Here is a 16,403-nt window from a genome sequence, read left to right as displayed (position 1 = left end):
TGGGGGCGGAACTTGCAGGACAGGAAGAGGTGGTACGTTCGGCGCAAGCCGGTCAGTGAAATGCTCCGCTCGGTTTACCCGCAGAAAATGCCGCTCTCGTGTTTGGATCTCACTGTCCGCGAAGCCCATCTTGGCCGGTGGTCGCAAGACCCGAAAACAGGCCGGACATATGAGCGCAAGCGATCCGAGCATGCTGCCAGAGCCATTTCTTGCAAGTCGGGGGCCAATGGTATGGACCCCGCCCTCGCCGCGGTGGAATCTCGAGCGTCAACTGCAGTGAAGGAGGATATCATGCAGGTCGTTCGTATAGGTCTAGATCTGGCGAAGTATGTCTTCGAAGTTCACGGCGTCGACAACCACGGGAAAGTCGTTGTGCGAAAGAGGTTGCGTCGCGATGCGGTGGCCGGCTTTTTCGCCAATTTACCGGCCTGCCTGGTCGGCATGGAGGCTTCCAACGGGGCACACTATTGGGCTCGCGTGCTCACCGCGCTTGGCCATCAGGTCCGACTGATCAGCCCTCAGTTCGTGACGCCATACGTCAAGTCAAACAAGAACGACCAGAACGATGCGGAAGCCATCTGCGAAGCGGTCGGCCGTCCGTCCATGCGCTTCGTGCCACCGAAATCAACCGATCAGCTGGCGGTACAGGCTGTCCACCGCATTCGCCGACGCCTGGTCGCCGACCGGGTCAGGCTCGCCAACCAGATTCGCGGTCTTCTGTCCGAGCATGGCATTGTCATTGCCCGTGACATCGCGCAGCTGCGGCGCGGCCTCGCTGTCATCGTAGGGAACATCAATGACGGCCTCAGCGAGATGCTCCGAGCGCTCATGAGGGAATTGCAAGAGGAGTTGTCCGAGCTTGATACCCGCGTTGCAGCGTATGACCGGCGGATAAGGGAAATCTTCCGTACGAATGAGCAGTGCCAGCGGCTCGGCAAAATCGAAGGCATCGGACCTGTGACAGCAACAGCCTTGATCGCAGCCGTAGGCGATAGAAGCTGTTTCAAGAACGGCCGCCAGTTCGCGGCTTGGCTTGGCCTGGTGCCGACGCAGCGATCCAGTGGAGGGCGGGCCCGCTTGTTCGGCATCAGCAAACGCGGCGATCGATACCTGCGGACGCTGATGATTCACGGAGCTCGCGCCGCTTTAAGCCGGGCCACTGGCAAGCAGGATCCGCAAAGCCTCTGGCTCGGCAAAATCCGACAACGGCGCCATCCCAATGTCGCGGCCGTGGCTCTTGCCAACAAGAACGCGCGGATCGTGTGGGCTATGCTCACAGGCGACGCAGCTTATGCGCCGGCGCTGTCGGTGAAGGCGGCCTGAAACGAAGCGGCAATCAAGGAAAGGAGGTCTCACCCGGCAATTGCAACAAATGGCAGGAGATGGCGAAAACGGTCACCCCGTCGCTTCCCGAACCTGATGTGTGGACCGGCACGGCTTGCGCCGATGTCTCGGGGCCGTTGAGGTGGAAGCCGGCGAAAACCATCGAGGCTCGCGGCGGAGACGTTGTCCAGCCGCATCAAGAAGCCGGATATACGTCTGCAGTTGTGACCGTCGATCCTGATCAAGCCGGTCGTTGCAATCGGGCGGGGTCCATATACGTCCACATATGAACCGAGCCGCGTCTCGGCCTTGCGGCTTCGATCCCTCGCGCTAGAGCTTTGGTGCTCCTCGCCGGGGGCACTCGGGAAAGGGGCTCGCCTGCGGCGATCGCTATCACTGCCCCGTTCCCGGGTGCCGCTATTGAACCGGTCTCGTCGCTGCACTCGGACCCGCGTGCCCCTTCGGGTCGCTATGCTCACGCTCTCCGGGTGCCATTTTCCGTTGAGGTGATGCGCCGCTGGCGCACGCCTGATCGGGCCTGCGACCCTCAGGCAGATTGCGAAGAGGCTGAGAGTAAGAGTGCAGGCTGTTTTTCCGTGACGGGTTACAAGCTGCGAGAGAGGCTCGGGTGCCCGTCGCGGAGACCCGCGATGTCAAACCCCAACGCTTGCGCCCGCGCCGGCAAGGACCGGGCGAGCCTTTACACTGAAATCACCGACAAGATCATCGCGGGACTGGAGGCCGGCCGTATCCCTTGGGTGCAGCCGTGGGGAACGGCGGCAATCAAGGCGCCGCTCGCCATGCCGCGCAATGCTTCGACGCTGCGTGGTTATTCCGGAATTAACGTGCTGATTTTGTGGGGTGCCGTTATTGAGTGCGGCTTCTCCAGCCAGAGCTGGCTGACTTTTCGTCAGGCGCTCGGGCTCGGCGGCCATGTCAGGAAGGGAGAACGAGGTACGACCGTTGTCTACGCGGATCGCTTCATTCCCGAGGACGAGCGTCGACGTACCGCAGAGACCGGGGAGGAGCCGGGCACGATCCCGTTTCTCAAGCGCTTTACCGTTTTCAACATAGAGCAGTGTGACGGCTTGCCCGAGGACGTCGCTGGCTCGGTCGTCCCGCCACCACCGGATCAGATCGCACCGCAGGCTGAGGCCTTGATTGCCGCAACCGGCGCCGACTTCCGGATTGGTGGGGCGCGCGCCTACTACAATACGAGCAGCGATTTCGTTCAGGTCCCGCCGCCGGCGGCCTATTTCGAACCCATCAACTGGCATCGGACCGCGTTCCACGAACTGTCGCATTGGAGTGGAGCTGTTTCCCGGCTTGCTCGTGATCTTTCGGGGTCATTCGGCTCCAAATCTTACGCGCGCGAGGAACTGGTCGCCGAGATGGCGGGTGCGTTCGTCTGCGCTTCACTTGGCATCGTACCGACCGTGCGCCACGCCGACTATATCGGCTCCTGGCTGGAGGTGCTGCGTGAGGACAACCGCGCCGTTGTACGGGCGGCGAGCGCGGCGTCGAAGGCCGCCGATTTCCTGCTCGGCTTTCAGCAATGGCCGATCGCCTCTGTCGACGAGGAGGCCGCATAATGCATCCGCCAGCTGTTTCGGCTTTGCCTTCGCGGCGGGGCCTCAGAGCGTGAGAGGACGGGCGGTGCAGTTCGTGACGGGTTGGAGGTCGAGAGAGTCTTTCGGCCGCCCGTCGCGGAGAATCCGACATGGCTCGCGCCGTTCAGAAGATCAAACTCAGTCCATCCCGGGACATTCCCTTCAACAAGCTGGTCTTGAGCCAGTCCAATGTTCGCAAGGTCAAGGCCGGCGTTCTGCGCGATCTGTTCGAGCACGACGACGGCGGCTGCTTCAGGACGTCGTGTTGCTCGACCGCCTCGTAACCGAAAACCTCAAAGCCGAGGCTGAGATGATTGCCGCCGAAGGTTGGAAGTGGATATCGGTCGCCGTGGGTTCCCCTACGGTCACACCCAAGGCCTAAGAGAAATCGAGCGCAGACCTGCCGATCTCTCGCCTGAGGAGCAGGCAACCTTCGATGCGCTGAGCGCCGAGCAGGCCAAGCTCGAAGATGCCGACGAATTGCCCGACGAAGTCGATCAACGTCTCGGCGAAATCGAGACGGCACTGGCGGCACTTGAAGACTGGCCGATGCTTTACGAAGCGACCGACATCGCCCGAGCTGGTGTCTTCATCAGCATCGATTCCGAAGGACGCCTCCCCGTGGACCGGGGTTACGTCCGGCCAGAGGACGAGATTCAGGCAACTGATCCTGATGGCGCCGAAACGTCGTCGGCCATCTGAAGAAGGCCGACATGGCCAAGGAGACCGAGCGTCTTCTGGATGGCTCGGGCTGGTTGCCGGAGCCTCTCCGTCCGATCGATTCCGATACGGCACCAGTGGCTCAGGACGGCGAAGCGGGCCCGCTGCCCGAGTCCCTCGCCGACGAGGAGGATTCGGAAATCGTCAGCGATGATGATCCGCGACAACTCGATGCGGCTGAGTGACATCATGTGGCGGGACGGCTGAAGCTGTCCTGCGATTGTTCGGGGACCTGTGTGCAGCGCCGGTCCCCATTTTATGCCCCAGGTCTGAGAGGGAGAGCCGAGCCGGGAAGGGTTTGAGCCGTCGAGGTCAGAGGAGAGCGCCTGGCGGTTCGACCCTTCCTGCTCTCCGAAAGAAATCCTGCCATGACCGAATCTCTCGCTGGCGGCGCTGCCGCCGCGCCGCTTTCGTTGCGCGCCGCTGCAACTTTCACCTCCGCTGCTGTCAGGGCCGCGCGACAGCTCCTGGCCGAGCTCGGACGCGGCCGGCGCATCGATGCCGCTGTTCTGCGTAGCGCCATGGAGGCTGCCTTCGGCGCCGCCGACGCGACCGGCGCCTGGAACTGGAAGACCGCCTATGATGTCTGCGAGGCGGCAGCCGTTCTGTTTCTTTGCAAGTTCGGACCCGCCATGCGGGCCAGGGCTGGCGCGACGGCTGCCATGCTGCCGATGCGCGCGAAGATCGCGAGCTGTTTGCCGATCCATACGCGGCGTTCCGAGGACAGCCAGGCGCTTCAGCGATTCTCGACGCCGATCCCCCTTGCGCTACCCCTCGTCACGCCGGCCGCGGTCGATTTCATTAGGCACCGCGCGAAGTCGCGGTCGACCGGCGCCGTTGCGCCTCGCTCATCGTCCTCTTCGATCAGCGCAGCGCCAGAAGGCGTTGAACTTGCATTCGAGGTGGCCGAATGGTCGCCGCCGGAAGGCGTCCGGCTGACCGATGCGCTTTACGGGGAGGACGGATTGCAGTCGATCCATATCCCGGGATCGCGCATGCATCCGACGATACTCGTGCAGTCCGCGGCAATGGCGTCCGTCGCGCCACCGAAGCCGACCTATCGTCCGCACCTGCCATCGAGCCTGGTGGCGGATGGACTTCTGTCGAACGCGCAGCTCGAGAGCGTGATCTATGCCGGCGAAGCGCATTCCGAGTTTCTCGCGGGCTCCTGGACGGTCGACGCCACTTTTGAAGTTGTGGCTGCCGCGCGCAAGGGACGGCAGGTCACCGGCATCCTGCTCGACAACTGGCTCAAGGGCAGCCGCTGGGCGGTCCGGATCAGCAAGTCCGACAAGCTGATTGAGGACGCGCAGCGCGACTGGTCGGCGCTGGGCATGGAGCGATTGCTTGTTACGCCTCTGTGCCGATTTAGCCGGGACACCCCGATCCGGCTTTCGGAAGGCATCCTATTTACCACCTACGCCACGCTACGGACCGACGAGCGCGGCGAAAAGCTTTCGCGCGTCAGGCAGATCGTTGAATGGTTGGGCTCGGACTTCGACGGAGTGATCGTCTTCGACGAGAGCCACGCCATACAGAATGCGGTCGGAGGCAGGGCCGAGCGCGGCGACCAGGCGGCCTCTCAGCAGGGGCGCGCGGGCTTGAGGCTTCAGCACGCCTTGCCGAATGCACGCGTGGTTTATGTGTCAGCGACCGGGGCCACCACGGTTCATAACCTCGCTTATGCCCAACGCGTCGGCCTTTGGGGCGGCGCCGACTTCCCGTTCGCCACACGCGTCGAGCTCGTCGAAGCGATCGAGCAGGGCGGCGTCGCGGCCATGGAGGTGCTGGCGCGCGACCTCACGATGCGCCACCGTCTCCGGGCTCACGGCCTCTTTGGGGAGATCATCTCCTGGAAGCTCCGCATATTCGTGCCTACGGACTCGAGCGGCGTCGAGATCCTGTCGAGGGTGCTCGGCACCTATCCAGTGGCGCGCATCAGTGCGCGGGAGGCCGCGTGATGCCCCACGATGCTTCCGAACTGGCACGCCGCCTCGCGCGCGAGGCCGAGGCGGTGTGCCGACACTATCTCTCCAATGGCAAGCGAGCAGGGCGATACTGGGTGGTCGGCGACGTCCACAACATGCCGGGCCGCTCGTTGTTCGTGCGTCTCCAGGAATCGCCGAAGGGCGCCGCCGGCAAGTGGACCGATGCTGCAACCGGCGAACATGGCGATCTCCTCGACGTCATCCGCGAGAGTCTGGCGTTGCGAGACTTTCGCGAGGTCGCCGAGGAGGCGAGGCGGTTTCTGAAACTGCCTCGTCTGGAGCCGCAGCTGGCTCCGAAACCCGTTCATCCAGGTGTAGTGGCCGGATCGCAGCAAGCTGCCCGTCGGCTCTTTGCAATATCCAGCCGAATCGAAGGGACGCTAGCCGAGACGTACTTGCAGCGCCGGGGGATAACCCGCATCAACCATGGTGGCAGCTTGCGCTTCCATCCTCGTTGCTACTATCGACCGGACGAGCATTCGCCGACAGAAACCTGGCCGGCGATGATTGGCTCTGTCACGGACTTCGAGGGACGGATCACGGGCGTGCATCGCACCTGGCTAGATCCACACGGCTTTGATCGCGTGCGGCTCGGCAAGGCCCCGATCGACACACCACGACGGGCCATGGGCGACCTGCTTGGTAACGCCGTTCGCTTCGGCGTGGTGGACGACGTGCTCGCTGCGGGCGAGGGGATCGAGACCATGCTGTCATTGCGCTATGTACTGCCGACCTTGCCCATGACCGCTGCTCTCTCGGCCAATCACCTCTCAGCCATGTTGCTGCCGTCTGGCCTACGCCGACTCTATATCGCCCGTGACGCAGATGCCGCCGGAGATGCCGTACAGGCTATTCTCACCCAGCGCGCAGAAGGCGCCGGCATTGAAGCGATCGCATTGTCGCCCCGGCTGGGCGACTTCAACGAAGATCTGCACATCTTCGGCCTCGAGGCCCTCCGAGCAGCGTTGCTACTTCAACTCGTACCGGAGGACGTCGTCCGTTTCCTGCATTCGTCGATGGCAACCGCGGAATAGCCCCGGCAATTCGATGGGCGTCGACAGGTCGGTCGCGGTGCGGCCACTGCCGGAAGAGGACGCGACCACGGCCTTCTAGAGGGCGATCGGACGGCAAGCGGCTCGGGCCGGCAATGGCTGCGTTCGGCTATTTTCCGCCGCGCGCCGGAGATGCGAAGGCACATAAGCCATCTGGGGAGCGCGCTTTGCATCGCGAAGCAAAATAGCCGGTCTTCGCCATCCTTCGCTGCGCTTCGGCCCTCCGCTCTGCTCCGGGTTCTGGCCCGTTCCGCCTGCCGTCTGAGTGATCGCCACGAAGGCCGCGATGGTCGCGGTCAATCCGGCAAAGGACCTCCCCGATGACCGACCACGACGATATTGAACCGCCGTACGCGATATCTCCGACCGACCACGCTATCACCGAATTGCAGCTCTTCGGGTACCGCCCGTTCGACGAGCAGCCCGATCCACGGCCGCTTCCCGACGGCAAAATCGTTGCTGGCGCGGTTATTGACATCTTTGATGCCCTGGTCGCGACGTTGAGCGACACTCGGCTCGAGCCGGACCTCGACGATCTGCTCTGGTCGACTGTCAACCTGTTCCATCGTGCCGTCGACCGCATCGAACGCCAACTCGACGACAACGAACTGGCGCAGCAGAAGAGCCAGCGCGAGCAGGACGGCTCCGAAGTTCGATCAGTCGAACTTGAGCGCGTGACTGCGGAAGGCATCACACTGATCGAGCGCCGCAATTGCCTGGAGCTCTTCCGCGACCAAGCCATCGAGCGCTTTGAGACTCAAACCGGCACATTCTGGCGCCCCCGAGCGCGAGAGAGGCAGTCCTCCTCGGAAGTCCTCAATCCAGCCGTCGGCATTCGGCCTAGCCCACGCAGCCGCGGCGGAGCGGTGTTACCTCGATCCGTTCTTGAGAGACGATACCGCCCTTTGCAGGAGATTGTTTCTCTTTCTGCGCCAAATCGTTCCGACCTCTTGTTCGTCAAAACCAAGATAGCCACGCTTCTCCGTAAGATTGTGGTTCAGCACGCGGACGCACGTCGCCTCGTTGATGGCTTGATCTGGCCAAAGACCGGCTTCGCCTCGATCGTCTGAGCCGCAACGTCGTTGATGCGACTTTCTTCCCCTGGGCTTCGCCCATTCCTCGCGAGACAAGAAAGTCGCCACAACGACGTCCTCCGCTGCGCTCCGGCCCGAGTCGGGTGCGTCGCCGATCGTCCTCGGCCCTAGATCGCCATCGAGGCCGCGATGGTCGCGGGCTCGAAACATAACAGGAGAAGTAACATGGCTAACATCGGTTCTTTCAAGAAGGTCGGCAACGATTTCCAGGGCGAGATCGTCACCCTGAGCCTGCAAGCCAAGGGGGTCCGCATCGTCGCCGAGACCAACCGGTCCAACGACAACGCTCCCAGCCACCGCATCTATGTGGGTCGCGCGGAGATCGGTGCGGCCTGGTCGAAGCGATCGGAAGAGGGCCGCGACTACCTCTCGCTCAAGCTCGATGATCCCTCGTTCAACGCGCCGATCTACGCAAGCCTGTTCGACGACGAGGGCGGAGAAGGCTACACCCTGCTCTGGTCGCGCCCGCGCAAGACCGGCGACTAAGAGCGCCCCACCAAGCCCCGTCCGGTCCGCCGGGCGGGGCGCTTCGCGGGCAGCCTGAAGCGGCTTACGATTTGCTAAGCCGTGCAGTCTTTTTGAGCAGGTCCCCCGGTTCGACCCCCAATGCTTCAGCAATTGCCCGAATCCTTTTTAGCTGAGTGCAATGGGGCGGAAGCAATGCCTGAATTCGACTGGCGGTCGCCGGATTCCTACAAGAGCCTACAAGACGCGGAAGTCACCGACATCGCCTGGGAATGTCTTCGTCGTAAGGCCGACTATCGGCGTGAGTACGAGGTGATGATTGCCAACAGTCCGAACGGCGAAGTGACTGACGCATTCAGGAGGAAATGGGGCATCTGCTTTCGCCCATGACCCACAGGGGGCGTTCGACCAGAAGACGATCTTTTGGGCGCCCGAGGTTCTAGGGCGGTCGTTCCGGTCAAGGTTGCCTCGACCGCCGATCGCAGTTCAGCGTCTCAGCCGCTGCTTGACCTTGCAGCAGGTCAGGAGCGCCGCACTGTCGACGGCTGGTGCGCCGTGCTGCGCATCGGTGCGGTAGATCACCGCGTCTGTTCCAAAGAGCCGCCGGTGCTCGACTCGAAATACGCAGCCGAACTGCCGTTTGATGGCGATTTCGGCGCGCGCGCCTATGCAGCCCGACGGCTGTGGCGCGCGATGAATGGTCGCGGGCCAGGTCCGGCATTTCACACACTGTCCAAACAGCGGCGCGAACGTCTGAGCGCCGCGATGCGCGCGCTCGATGCGCATAGCGCCGGCGGTAGCTATCGCGTTATCGCCGAAGCGCTGTTCGGCAAAAAGCGCATCCCCGAAGACGCATGATCTGCGCAATCGAACGATCCGCCTGGTACAAGGCGGCATCGCATTGATGCGCGATGGTTACCGCAAACTCCTGCGGCCCGGGCGCAAGGACGAGTAGCGCAGTCCCAAGGGTGCCGAAAATCGCTCCCTCAAGATTCGGCATCCCCCTCCGAGATCCTGCCCCTCCATGATGACCGCACAGCCGCCGGCCTAGCCGAGCGTAGTGCGATGTCCTCCTGGAGCTCTCAAATGTCCGATCCGATGGCCGGTCTTCCCCCGCGCTTCCTGCGTACACCTGAGGCCGCGCGCTATCTTGGCTTGTCAGGTCGCACGCTCGAGAAGCACCGCACATACGGCACCGGACCGACGTATCGGAAGATCGGCGGACGTGTCGTCTACGCCGTCGATGATCTGAAAGCGTGGGCCGACCGCGGCGCCAAGACGTCAACGTCGGACCCCGGGAAAGGGACCGTACTGCCAGCCAAAAAGCACCCGGCGCTGCGCCCGTATGCGGGCCAGGAACGTCGCTGATTGTCGCGTGAGAGCAATGACCATGCGGCGCGGACGCCATTCCGAGCGCGATCAGCTGGAGCTCTTTCGGGCGCTTCCCAGCGATCTTGCGCCCCGAGACGCGCAGGATCTGATGGCTTATCCGTTCTTCTCTCTCGCAAAGACCAAGCGGATCGTGCCGATCGATTTCCGCGCGGGTGCGATCGCAATTCGGGTCGAAGCCGTTCCGGAACACGGCATGGCGACCATTTGGGACGCGGACGTTCTGATCTGGGCCGCGTCCCAGATCGTCGAAGCCCGTGACGCAGGCTTGAAGACCTCGCGCCTGATGGCTGCAACGCCTTACGAGATTCTAACGTTCGTGGGCCGCGGCACCAGCGCACGCGACTACGACCGGTTGAAGGCGGGTCTCGACCGACTTCAATCAACGACCGTGCTGACGTCGATCCGCCAGCCGGCAGAACGACGACGGCATCGCTTCTCCTGGATCAACGAATGGAAGGAAACGGTCGATGCAAATGGTCGCCCATTTGGCCTCGAATTGATCCTGCCTGGCTGGTTCTATGCCGGCGTCATCGATGACGCGCTCGTGCTGACGATCGACCGCGCCTATTTCGATCTGACGGGCGGCCTTGAGCGCTGGCTTTACCGGCTCGTGCGCAAGCACGGTGGACGCCAGGACGGCGGCTGGAGTCTTGATCTTGTGCACCTCCATGCCAAGTCGGGCATTCTCTCGCCGCTCAAGCACTTTGCTTACGACGTACGTCAGATCGTCCAGCGACAGACATTGCCCGGTTATGAGCTCCTGCTCACGCGAGACCGGAACGGCAGCGAGAGACTGAACTTCGCGCCTACGCCTGTTGATCCCTTAACGGCACGCCTGCGCCGGCGCGGTCTCATTCAAAATTCGGAGGACAACCTGTGAATCAGCTCGTGCTATCGCGGACCGCAACCCTCGTGCTATCGGGGACCCGACTCTCGTGCTATCGAGGACCGGAATCGGACTTAAGAGGTTGTTTCTCCGCGTTTTCTAGCCGCTCTAACTTTACTAACATACTGACACTAACTTCTTGTTGTGAATCAGTACGTTGTGAACAAGTCGGCCGCGCGTGCCTTGAGGATGCCTCATGCATCCACTCTCTCACGCGCAAAGCTTCGCTGCAATACGATTGTTGTCGCCAATGCACGCGCGCCAACGCGATCGCGCGCAAATCTTCGCGATCGTTGACGTCGACATCATCACCTGATGCGCGCCACGTCCTTTTGCGGCCACTCGCTCGTCGAGGAGAACGCGCTAATATCCGTGGTTGGCGCGATGGCCACCACAAGCCAGAATCTGAGGAATGGGCGGTCAGGCTAACCTGCGTCGTGCATGATGGCTTCAATCGCCTGCATGAAGCCGCCGGCAAGAAAAGTTGCGATCTCACCCACATCCCCGTCTCCTCGGGAGACGCTGCTCCGCCGTGGCGGAAGGAAAAGGCGCGCGTGGAAGCGGCCGGGTTGCGGAGGCCCTTACATCACCGCAGCGACCCGGCCGCGCTTGCCGCCGGCGCCAAATCGGAAGGTGGTGCCATCGATCCAGATGTGCAGCAGCACGGCGAGCGCGCGCGCTACCGCGGTTGCCGCGCGCTTCAGACCCTTCTTCCTGGCCAGCCGCAGGCCCCACAGTCGCAGCTTGAAATTCTTCGGAATGCGCGTGAGAATCGCGATCGCCGCCTCGTACAGCATCGCCCGCGTCAGCTCGTCGCCGCATTTGGAGATGCCGCCGATGCGATCGGTCTGTCCGGATTGATAACGCCGCGGCGTCAGGCCGAAATGTGCGCCGACATTGGTCGACTTCCTGAATCGCGCCGGATCGTCGACAGTGGCGCGGAAGGTCAGCGCCACCAGTGCGCCAACACCGGGCACCGTCATCATCCGCCGCACGGCATTGTCGCTCCGCGCCGCTGCCAGCGCGAGGCGCTGCAGCTTTGCCAGCTGCAGCCGCATGGCAGCTCGGGCGTCCAGCAACGGTGCGACAAGGGCCTCCAAATCCCTCTTCCCGGCCACGATCTCGCGCACCCGCGCGTCAAAGCGGCCGACGGAGATCTCGCCGACCTTGAGGCCGAACGGGCGCAACAGGCCGCGGATCATGTTCTCCATGTCGAGCACCTTGCCGAGCAGCGCCTTGCGCCCGACGAGCAGCGCGCGGCGCATCTGCGCGCCCTCCGACTTGACGTGGACGGCACGGAACCAGCCGGTCCCCATCATCTGGGCGATGCCCTTGGCGTCATTCCTATCGGTCTTGTTCAGCATCGCGTTCAGCGCCGCCTTGGCATGCCGGGTCTCAATGCAAATCACCGGCAGGCCCTTTTCGGAAAGCGCCGTGAACAGCCAGGCCGAGTAGGAGAACGCTTCCAGGCCGACGCGCTTCAGGTGGATGCCCCGTTCCGCCAAAAACAGCTCGATCGCGTCCGGATCGGTCTCGAGTTTCACCTCCCGGACGGCCTGGCCGTCGCCATCGACCACGCAAACGTTTGTCGCCTCCAGCGACACGTCGAGCCCTGCATAGAAGTCCATCGTTCGCCTCCACCGCCGATCGCCGGAACGCACCGCGCGTTCCGTTCGCGAATCGTTGTGAAGCATTCTCGCAGCAGCATGGCCGGCGGGTGGGCACCGGTCAGTACCCCGGCTAACCAGAAATCCTTCGGATTTCTTCTAACACACCTGGCCAAAAGCGAACATGGCGACGCTCGGCAACGGCAGTCCGAGAGTCCAGCCTCGCTTTGCAGGCCATACACATTCTCCACCGAGCCTCAAGCTCACGGCTGCCAGCTCCAGTGTCGGGGAGTCGCCGCATGAGCGATCACACGGAAGTGGAAGTGTTGTGGCTCGAGAAGCGGATCGAAAACCGCATTCGGTTTGGTCGCGTCGTCAAGGAACGGAAGCTTGATCGCCATCGGCGCGTCCTGTCATTTGCGCCCGGCAGCATCTTTGCCTTCGTCCGTTGGACCTCCAATGATTTTGGCACGATCATTTCTCGCATCGACATCTTGCGAGCGGTCGCACCGGGACAGCGCTGCTCGACCGTGCCATATGTGACACCCGGCGGAGAGATTTTGCTGCGTCTCTCAGGTTGGTCGAAAGTCGAGCGCGTGCTGCAGATGATCGATGCCATTGAGGCGCTCGCCATCGATCCGGTTGATGTTGCGCCCGATCATTGGCACCACGTTCATAACCGCCTGTCCGTCAACGAAAACCCACGTTCCTACACGAAAGCGCGCCATCAGGCCTGGCTTCATCGCCAAAAGGTGATGCGATGAGGGGCCGCCTCATGATGGTGGCCGCGACGATTGGGCTCGCTGCTGCGCTCATTGCGACGATCGTCCTGGAGCCGCTTCCGCTTTACATCTGGAACGCATCCGCGAGCGTGCCGATCGGTCTCTACCGCCTCCGACCGGCGGACCAATTCCAAGTCACTGAATTGGTCGCCGTGCAGCCGCCGGAGCCGCTCGCAACCTTGCTCGACCTTAACGGCTATTTGCCCATTGGAGTCCCCATGCTGAAGCGCGTGCTCGCCCTTCCTGGGCAGACCATTTGCAGAACCGGCCTCACGATTTCGGTCGACGACGTCGCGGTGGGCGAGGCGAGGGATCGCGACGGACGTGGGCGGCCATTGCCGAAATGGCAGGGCTGCCGTGTCATCGGAGACGGCGAGCTGTTTCTGATGAACTGGCAGTCCGGCGACTCCCTGGATGGCCGATATTTCGGATTCTTGCCTGCGTCGGCGGTGATCGGCCGTGCGCTGCCCGTATGGACGTGGGAGGAGTGATCGTGCGTGTTCCCCGCTCCAACCCCGCCATTCCTCTGTTCGATCGATTGCGGGGCCATTCCTGCATTCCGATCCAGGTCTGTAAGGCCGGCGCGAGCGCGACAGCACGCTTGGCTCAGTTGGGCGCGTGTGTTTGTGCTGTCCTGCCCGTGCTGCTTCTTCTGACCGCGTCCGACAGTGCTGCTTTGGCCCAGAGCGCATCAGCCGGACGTCAGACAACTAACTCGTTTGCAAGCTTCATCAACGAAGCTTCACAACGTTTTGCTATTCCGCCGAACTGGATCCGATTAGTCCAAAGCATCGAGAGTGCTGGTGACGTGCGCGCCAGATCGCCGAAAGGCGCAATGGGCCTGATGCAAATCATGCCAGCGACCTGGGCGGAACTTCGCGAGCGCTACAATCTCGGGAACGACCCCTACGACCCGCGTGACAATATTCTGGCCGGCACGGCCTACTTGCGCGAACTGCTCGATCGGTATGGCGCGCCTGGCGTGTTTGCCGCGTACAACGCGGGACCAACTCGCTATGAAGAGCATCTCGCAGGCGGCTCTTTGCCAGAGGAGACGCGAGCCTACGTTGCAAAGCTTGCAAATCTGCTTGCCATCGAACTCCCGCCGAGGTGGACATCCAGCGGACAGGCATCAGCAGTTGCGACGCTGTTTGTCAGGCGATCCGATCTCATGAAAACGCTCGACCGGTTACCGGCGCTCATGCCGTCGAGCGGCGTCACGACCGCAATCTCGGCGCCCGATGTTTCGCCCATGGTGCCTCGGCCAATTGGCATGTTCGTCCCTCGATCGCATTCGGGAGCATCGCAATGACCAAGTGTGCGGGTTCGCAAGCCGATGGCGTATGGGCGATGCCTTCGGCCCGCGCTCTACTCGTCGCTTCGCTCCTCACCGAGCCACCCTTCGGGTGTCTCGGCCCTTCGGGTAACGATCGCTATCGCAAGCGCTCGGAAGCAGTGGGGGCTTCGCGAGTTGGCTGCCAATTTGCGGCGGCTCTTTCGGGAACCGGCGAGCGCGAGACCACGAACACGACCAGCGACCGGGAGACCAGGCGAGATAAAAGGGGCTCGCCGGTCGAACCGCAAGCCATTGGCATGGCTTGGGTTCTGGCGTGCCGGTCGGTCGGGACGCGTGCCGCGCCTTGCATTTTGACGAATGTAATCAAGGGCGTTTTCAGCACCGTGTGGGTGTTTAATCGTTTGGAGGCCATGCCGTGAGCGTGCGCGACAGCGATCTGCGTATTCGGCCCGGGCGCATCCGCAGTACCCGCGCGCCGAAGCAAAAGAGCTTTATCAACCAGGTGCTGCGCGCCGCGAAGAAAGCCGGACACACCTCGGGTCAGGTCGTGGCCAGCAGGCGTTCTGCGTCCTATGGGCGCTCGACGTTTGGCCGCGGGCGCCTCGCCTTCAGCCGCGCCAGATTGTTCAGCCCGACACGGCGTGTCATGGTGAAGGCGCGCGTGGTTCGTCACAAAGGACGGGCCTTCCGTTCAGCACCATTGACCGCCCATCTCTCATATCTGAAGCGCGACGGCGTGACCCGGAGTGGTGAGCGGGCCGAGATGTTCGATGCCGGCAGCGACCGCGCCGATAGCGCGGCTTTCGCAGAACGGTGCAAGGACGACCGGCATCATTTCCGGTTCATCGTCTCCCCCGAGGACGCCGGCGATATGACCGACTTGAAGGCCTTTACCCGCGATCTCGCCAAGCAGATGGAAACCGACCTCGGCACGCGGCTTGATTGGGTGGCTGTCGATCATTGGAATACCGACAATCCTCACGTCCATCTTCTGGTTCGGGGAGTAGATGAGGAAGGGGCGGATCTCGTCATGTCCCGCGACTATATCAGCCGGGGCCTGCGTTCACGCGCCGAGGAACTGGTTGCCATTGAACTCGGTCCAAAACCTGAGCACGAGATCCGCAATTCGCTGGAGAGGGAAGTCACTGCGGAGCGATGGACGCGGCTCGATCGGGAAATCCGGCTGGCGGCAGATGAGACCGGCACTATCGATCTTCGCCCACAGAACCATGGCAAGCCCGATCCCGAGATCCGGCGCCTGATGGTCGGCCGCCTTCAACACCTGGAGAAGATGGGCCTTGCTGTCTCCGCCGGGCCGGGGGAGTGGATGGTCGGGCTCGAGGCCGAGCGCAGCTTGCGCGACCTTGGCATGCGCGGCGACATCATCAAGACCATGCACCGCGCTTTTACCGAGCGTGGTGAAGCGCGCGGCATTGCCGACTTCGTCATCGAGGGTGGACAGCCGACGTCCCAAATCATCGGACGGCTGGTCGGCCGTGGATTGCATGACGAACTGACTGGCGAGGCCTACGCCTTGATCGACGGAACAGACGGACGTGCACACCACGTGCGCTTCCGCGGGATCGAGGCCTTCGACCACGCACCGCCGGTCGGGGGCATCGTCGAAGTCCGACGCTTCGGTCAGGCCGGCGATCCGCGGACGACCGTGGTGCTGGCCATCCGCTCTGACCTCGATCTAGCCGAGCAGGTCACCGCGAAGGGCGCAACCTGGCTCGACTACAGGCTGGTCGAACGCGACCCCATGCCGCTGGCCATGGGCGGATTCGGCCGCGAGACCCGCGACGCCATGGGAGCCCGTACCGAGCATCTGATCCAGAAGGGCCTGGCACGGCGGCAGGGCCAACGCGTCATCTTGCAGCGGGACCTCCTGAACACGTTGCGCCGGCGTGAGGTGGAGGAGGTGGCAGCAAAAGTCTCGGCCGACACCAGCCTCCCTTACGTGAAGCCTGACTCCGGGGAGCATGTGGCGGGCACGTATCGCCAGCGTCTGACGCTCGCCTCGGGACGCTTCGCCATGATCGACAATGGGCTCGGCTTCCAGCTCGTGCCCTGGTCGCGCGAACTCGAAAAGCGCCTCGGCCAACATGTCACCGGCGTCGTGAAGGACGGCGGTGGCATCGAATGGGGCTTTGGTCGGAAGCGCGACCTTGGCCTCTAGCAATCTCG

At 62.9% G+C, this 16,403-nt stretch carries 13 protein-coding genes and 4 pseudogenes; 16 read left to right on the top strand and 1 reads right to left on the bottom strand.

Annotated features, from left to right (window positions below; translation table 11 throughout):
- Window positions 1-291 precede the first annotated feature (291 nt).
- The 12 genes and pseudogenes from AC5V87_RS33335 to AC5V87_RS33280 all read left to right on the top strand — a co-directional run bounded on the left by AC5V87_RS33335 (window position 292) and on the right by AC5V87_RS33280 (window position 10,524).
- A complete protein-coding gene (locus AC5V87_RS33335) occupies window positions 292-1,323 on the top strand; it encodes an IS110 family RNA-guided transposase (RefSeq protein WP_495369035.1) in 1,032 nt (343 codons plus the stop codon).
- Window positions 1,324-1,973: 650 nt separating this feature from the next.
- A complete protein-coding gene (locus AC5V87_RS33330; protein WP_495369034.1) occupies window positions 1,974-2,915 on the top strand; it encodes an ArdC family protein in 942 nt (313 codons plus the stop codon).
- A 230-nt stretch (window positions 2,916-3,145) separates the two neighbouring features.
- Window positions 3,146-3,617, top strand: a pseudogene (locus AC5V87_RS33325) (DNA-binding protein); the annotation flags it as partial.
- A gap of 29 nt (window positions 3,618-3,646) precedes the next feature.
- Window positions 3,647-3,838, top strand: coding sequence for a hypothetical protein (locus AC5V87_RS33320; RefSeq protein ID WP_495369033.1), 192 nt, complete (start codon window positions 3,647-3,649; stop codon window positions 3,836-3,838).
- A 183-nt stretch (window positions 3,839-4,021) separates the two neighbouring features.
- Window positions 4,022-5,515 (top strand): annotated as a pseudogene (locus AC5V87_RS33315) (strawberry notch family protein); the annotation flags it as partial.
- A 98-nt stretch (window positions 5,516-5,613) separates the two neighbouring features.
- Entirely contained in the window at window positions 5,614-6,675 is a 1,062-nt protein-coding gene (locus AC5V87_RS33310; RefSeq protein WP_495369032.1) for a DUF7146 domain-containing protein, read from the top strand.
- A 338-nt stretch (window positions 6,676-7,013) separates the two neighbouring features.
- Window positions 7,014-7,481 (top strand): annotated as a pseudogene (locus tag AC5V87_RS33305) (hypothetical protein); the annotation flags it as partial.
- A gap of 471 nt (window positions 7,482-7,952) precedes the next feature.
- Window positions 7,953-8,273 (top strand): DUF736 domain-containing protein, encoded by a 321-nt coding sequence (locus AC5V87_RS33300; protein ID WP_456842878.1) that lies wholly within the window; start codon window positions 7,953-7,955, stop codon window positions 8,271-8,273.
- A gap of 174 nt (window positions 8,274-8,447) precedes the next feature.
- Window positions 8,448-8,642: a transcriptional regulator domain-containing protein gene (locus AC5V87_RS33295; RefSeq protein ID WP_456842879.1), complete on the top strand. Its 195-nt coding sequence runs from the start codon at window positions 8,448-8,450 to the stop codon at window positions 8,640-8,642.
- Window positions 8,643-8,945: 303 nt separating this feature from the next.
- Window positions 8,946-9,207, top strand: a pseudogene (locus AC5V87_RS33290) (DUF2285 domain-containing protein).
- Window positions 9,208-9,338: 131 nt separating this feature from the next.
- Window positions 9,339-9,620 carry a helix-turn-helix transcriptional regulator gene (locus AC5V87_RS33285; RefSeq protein ID WP_128921270.1) on the top strand — a complete coding sequence of 94 codons (282 nt, stop codon included), beginning with the start codon at window positions 9,339-9,341 and terminating at the stop codon, window positions 9,618-9,620.
- Between the two features lie 22 nt (window positions 9,621-9,642).
- Entirely contained in the window at window positions 9,643-10,524 is an 882-nt protein-coding gene (locus tag AC5V87_RS33280) for a replication initiator protein A (RefSeq protein ID WP_495371992.1), read from the top strand.
- 587 nt (window positions 10,525-11,111) lie between these two features.
- On the opposite strand, the gene AC5V87_RS33275 is transcribed toward AC5V87_RS33280, so the two are convergent.
- Entirely contained in the window at window positions 11,112-12,158 is a 1,047-nt protein-coding gene (locus tag AC5V87_RS33275) for an IS110 family RNA-guided transposase (RefSeq protein ID WP_495369031.1), read from the bottom strand.
- A gap of 278 nt (window positions 12,159-12,436) precedes the next feature.
- Between AC5V87_RS33275 and AC5V87_RS33270 the strand changes: the two genes are divergently transcribed.
- From AC5V87_RS33270 to AC5V87_RS33255, 4 genes are all read left to right on the top strand, one after another.
- On the top strand, window positions 12,437-12,901 hold the full coding sequence (locus AC5V87_RS33270) for a DUF2840 domain-containing protein (protein WP_456842883.1): 465 nt from the start codon (window positions 12,437-12,439) through the stop codon (window positions 12,899-12,901).
- Window positions 12,898-13,410, top strand: a complete 513-nt coding sequence (locus AC5V87_RS33265; RefSeq protein WP_495369030.1) for a S26 family signal peptidase — start codon at window positions 12,898-12,900, stop codon at window positions 13,408-13,410. The genes AC5V87_RS33270 and AC5V87_RS33265 overlap by 4 nt, the downstream gene beginning before the upstream one ends.
- A 2-nt stretch (window positions 13,411-13,412) precedes the next feature.
- The gene (locus AC5V87_RS33260) at window positions 13,413-14,231 is read left to right on the top strand and encodes a lytic transglycosylase domain-containing protein (RefSeq protein ID WP_495369029.1); all 819 of its coding nucleotides are present in this window, start codon (window positions 13,413-13,415) and stop codon (window positions 14,229-14,231) included.
- 400 nt (window positions 14,232-14,631) lie between these two features.
- On the top strand, window positions 14,632-16,395 hold the full coding sequence (locus tag AC5V87_RS33255) for a relaxase/mobilization nuclease domain-containing protein (protein ID WP_495369028.1): 1,764 nt from the start codon (window positions 14,632-14,634) through the stop codon (window positions 16,393-16,395).
- Window positions 16,396-16,403: the final 8 nt, after the last annotated feature.

The sequence above is a fragment of the Bradyrhizobium sp. SOJA106 genome (assembly GCF_059448745.1).
Note: the sequence above shows the minus strand (reverse complement) of the source record. Positions and strands in the feature narration are given on the sequence as shown.

Bases quoted from the DNA above. Each gene is read 5' to 3' on its own strand.
- AC5V87_RS33335 (WP_495369035.1), top strand. From the start codon at position 292: ATGCAGGTCGTTCGTATAGGTCTAGATCTGGCGAAGTATGTCTTCGAA.
- AC5V87_RS33330 (WP_495369034.1), top strand. From the start codon at position 1,974: ATGTCAAACCCCAACGCTTGCGCCCGCGCCGGCAAGGACCGGGCGAGC.
- AC5V87_RS33320 (WP_495369033.1), top strand. From the start codon at position 3,647: ATGGCCAAGGAGACCGAGCGTCTTCTGGATGGCTCGGGCTGGTTGCCG.
- AC5V87_RS33310 (WP_495369032.1), top strand. From the start codon at position 5,614: ATGCCCCACGATGCTTCCGAACTGGCACGCCGCCTCGCGCGCGAGGCC.
- AC5V87_RS33300 (WP_456842878.1), top strand. From the start codon at position 7,953: ATGGCTAACATCGGTTCTTTCAAGAAGGTCGGCAACGATTTCCAGGGC.
- AC5V87_RS33295 (WP_456842879.1), top strand. From the start codon at position 8,448: ATGCCTGAATTCGACTGGCGGTCGCCGGATTCCTACAAGAGCCTACAA.
- AC5V87_RS33285 (WP_128921270.1), top strand. From the start codon at position 9,339: ATGTCCGATCCGATGGCCGGTCTTCCCCCGCGCTTCCTGCGTACACCT.
- AC5V87_RS33280 (WP_495371992.1), top strand. From the start codon at position 9,643: ATGCGGCGCGGACGCCATTCCGAGCGCGATCAGCTGGAGCTCTTTCGG.
- AC5V87_RS33275 (WP_495369031.1), bottom strand. From the start codon at position 12,158: ATGGACTTCTATGCAGGGCTCGACGTGTCGCTGGAGGCGACAAACGTT.
- AC5V87_RS33270 (WP_456842883.1), top strand. From the start codon at position 12,437: ATGAGCGATCACACGGAAGTGGAAGTGTTGTGGCTCGAGAAGCGGATC.
- AC5V87_RS33265 (WP_495369030.1), top strand. From the start codon at position 12,898: ATGAGGGGCCGCCTCATGATGGTGGCCGCGACGATTGGGCTCGCTGCT.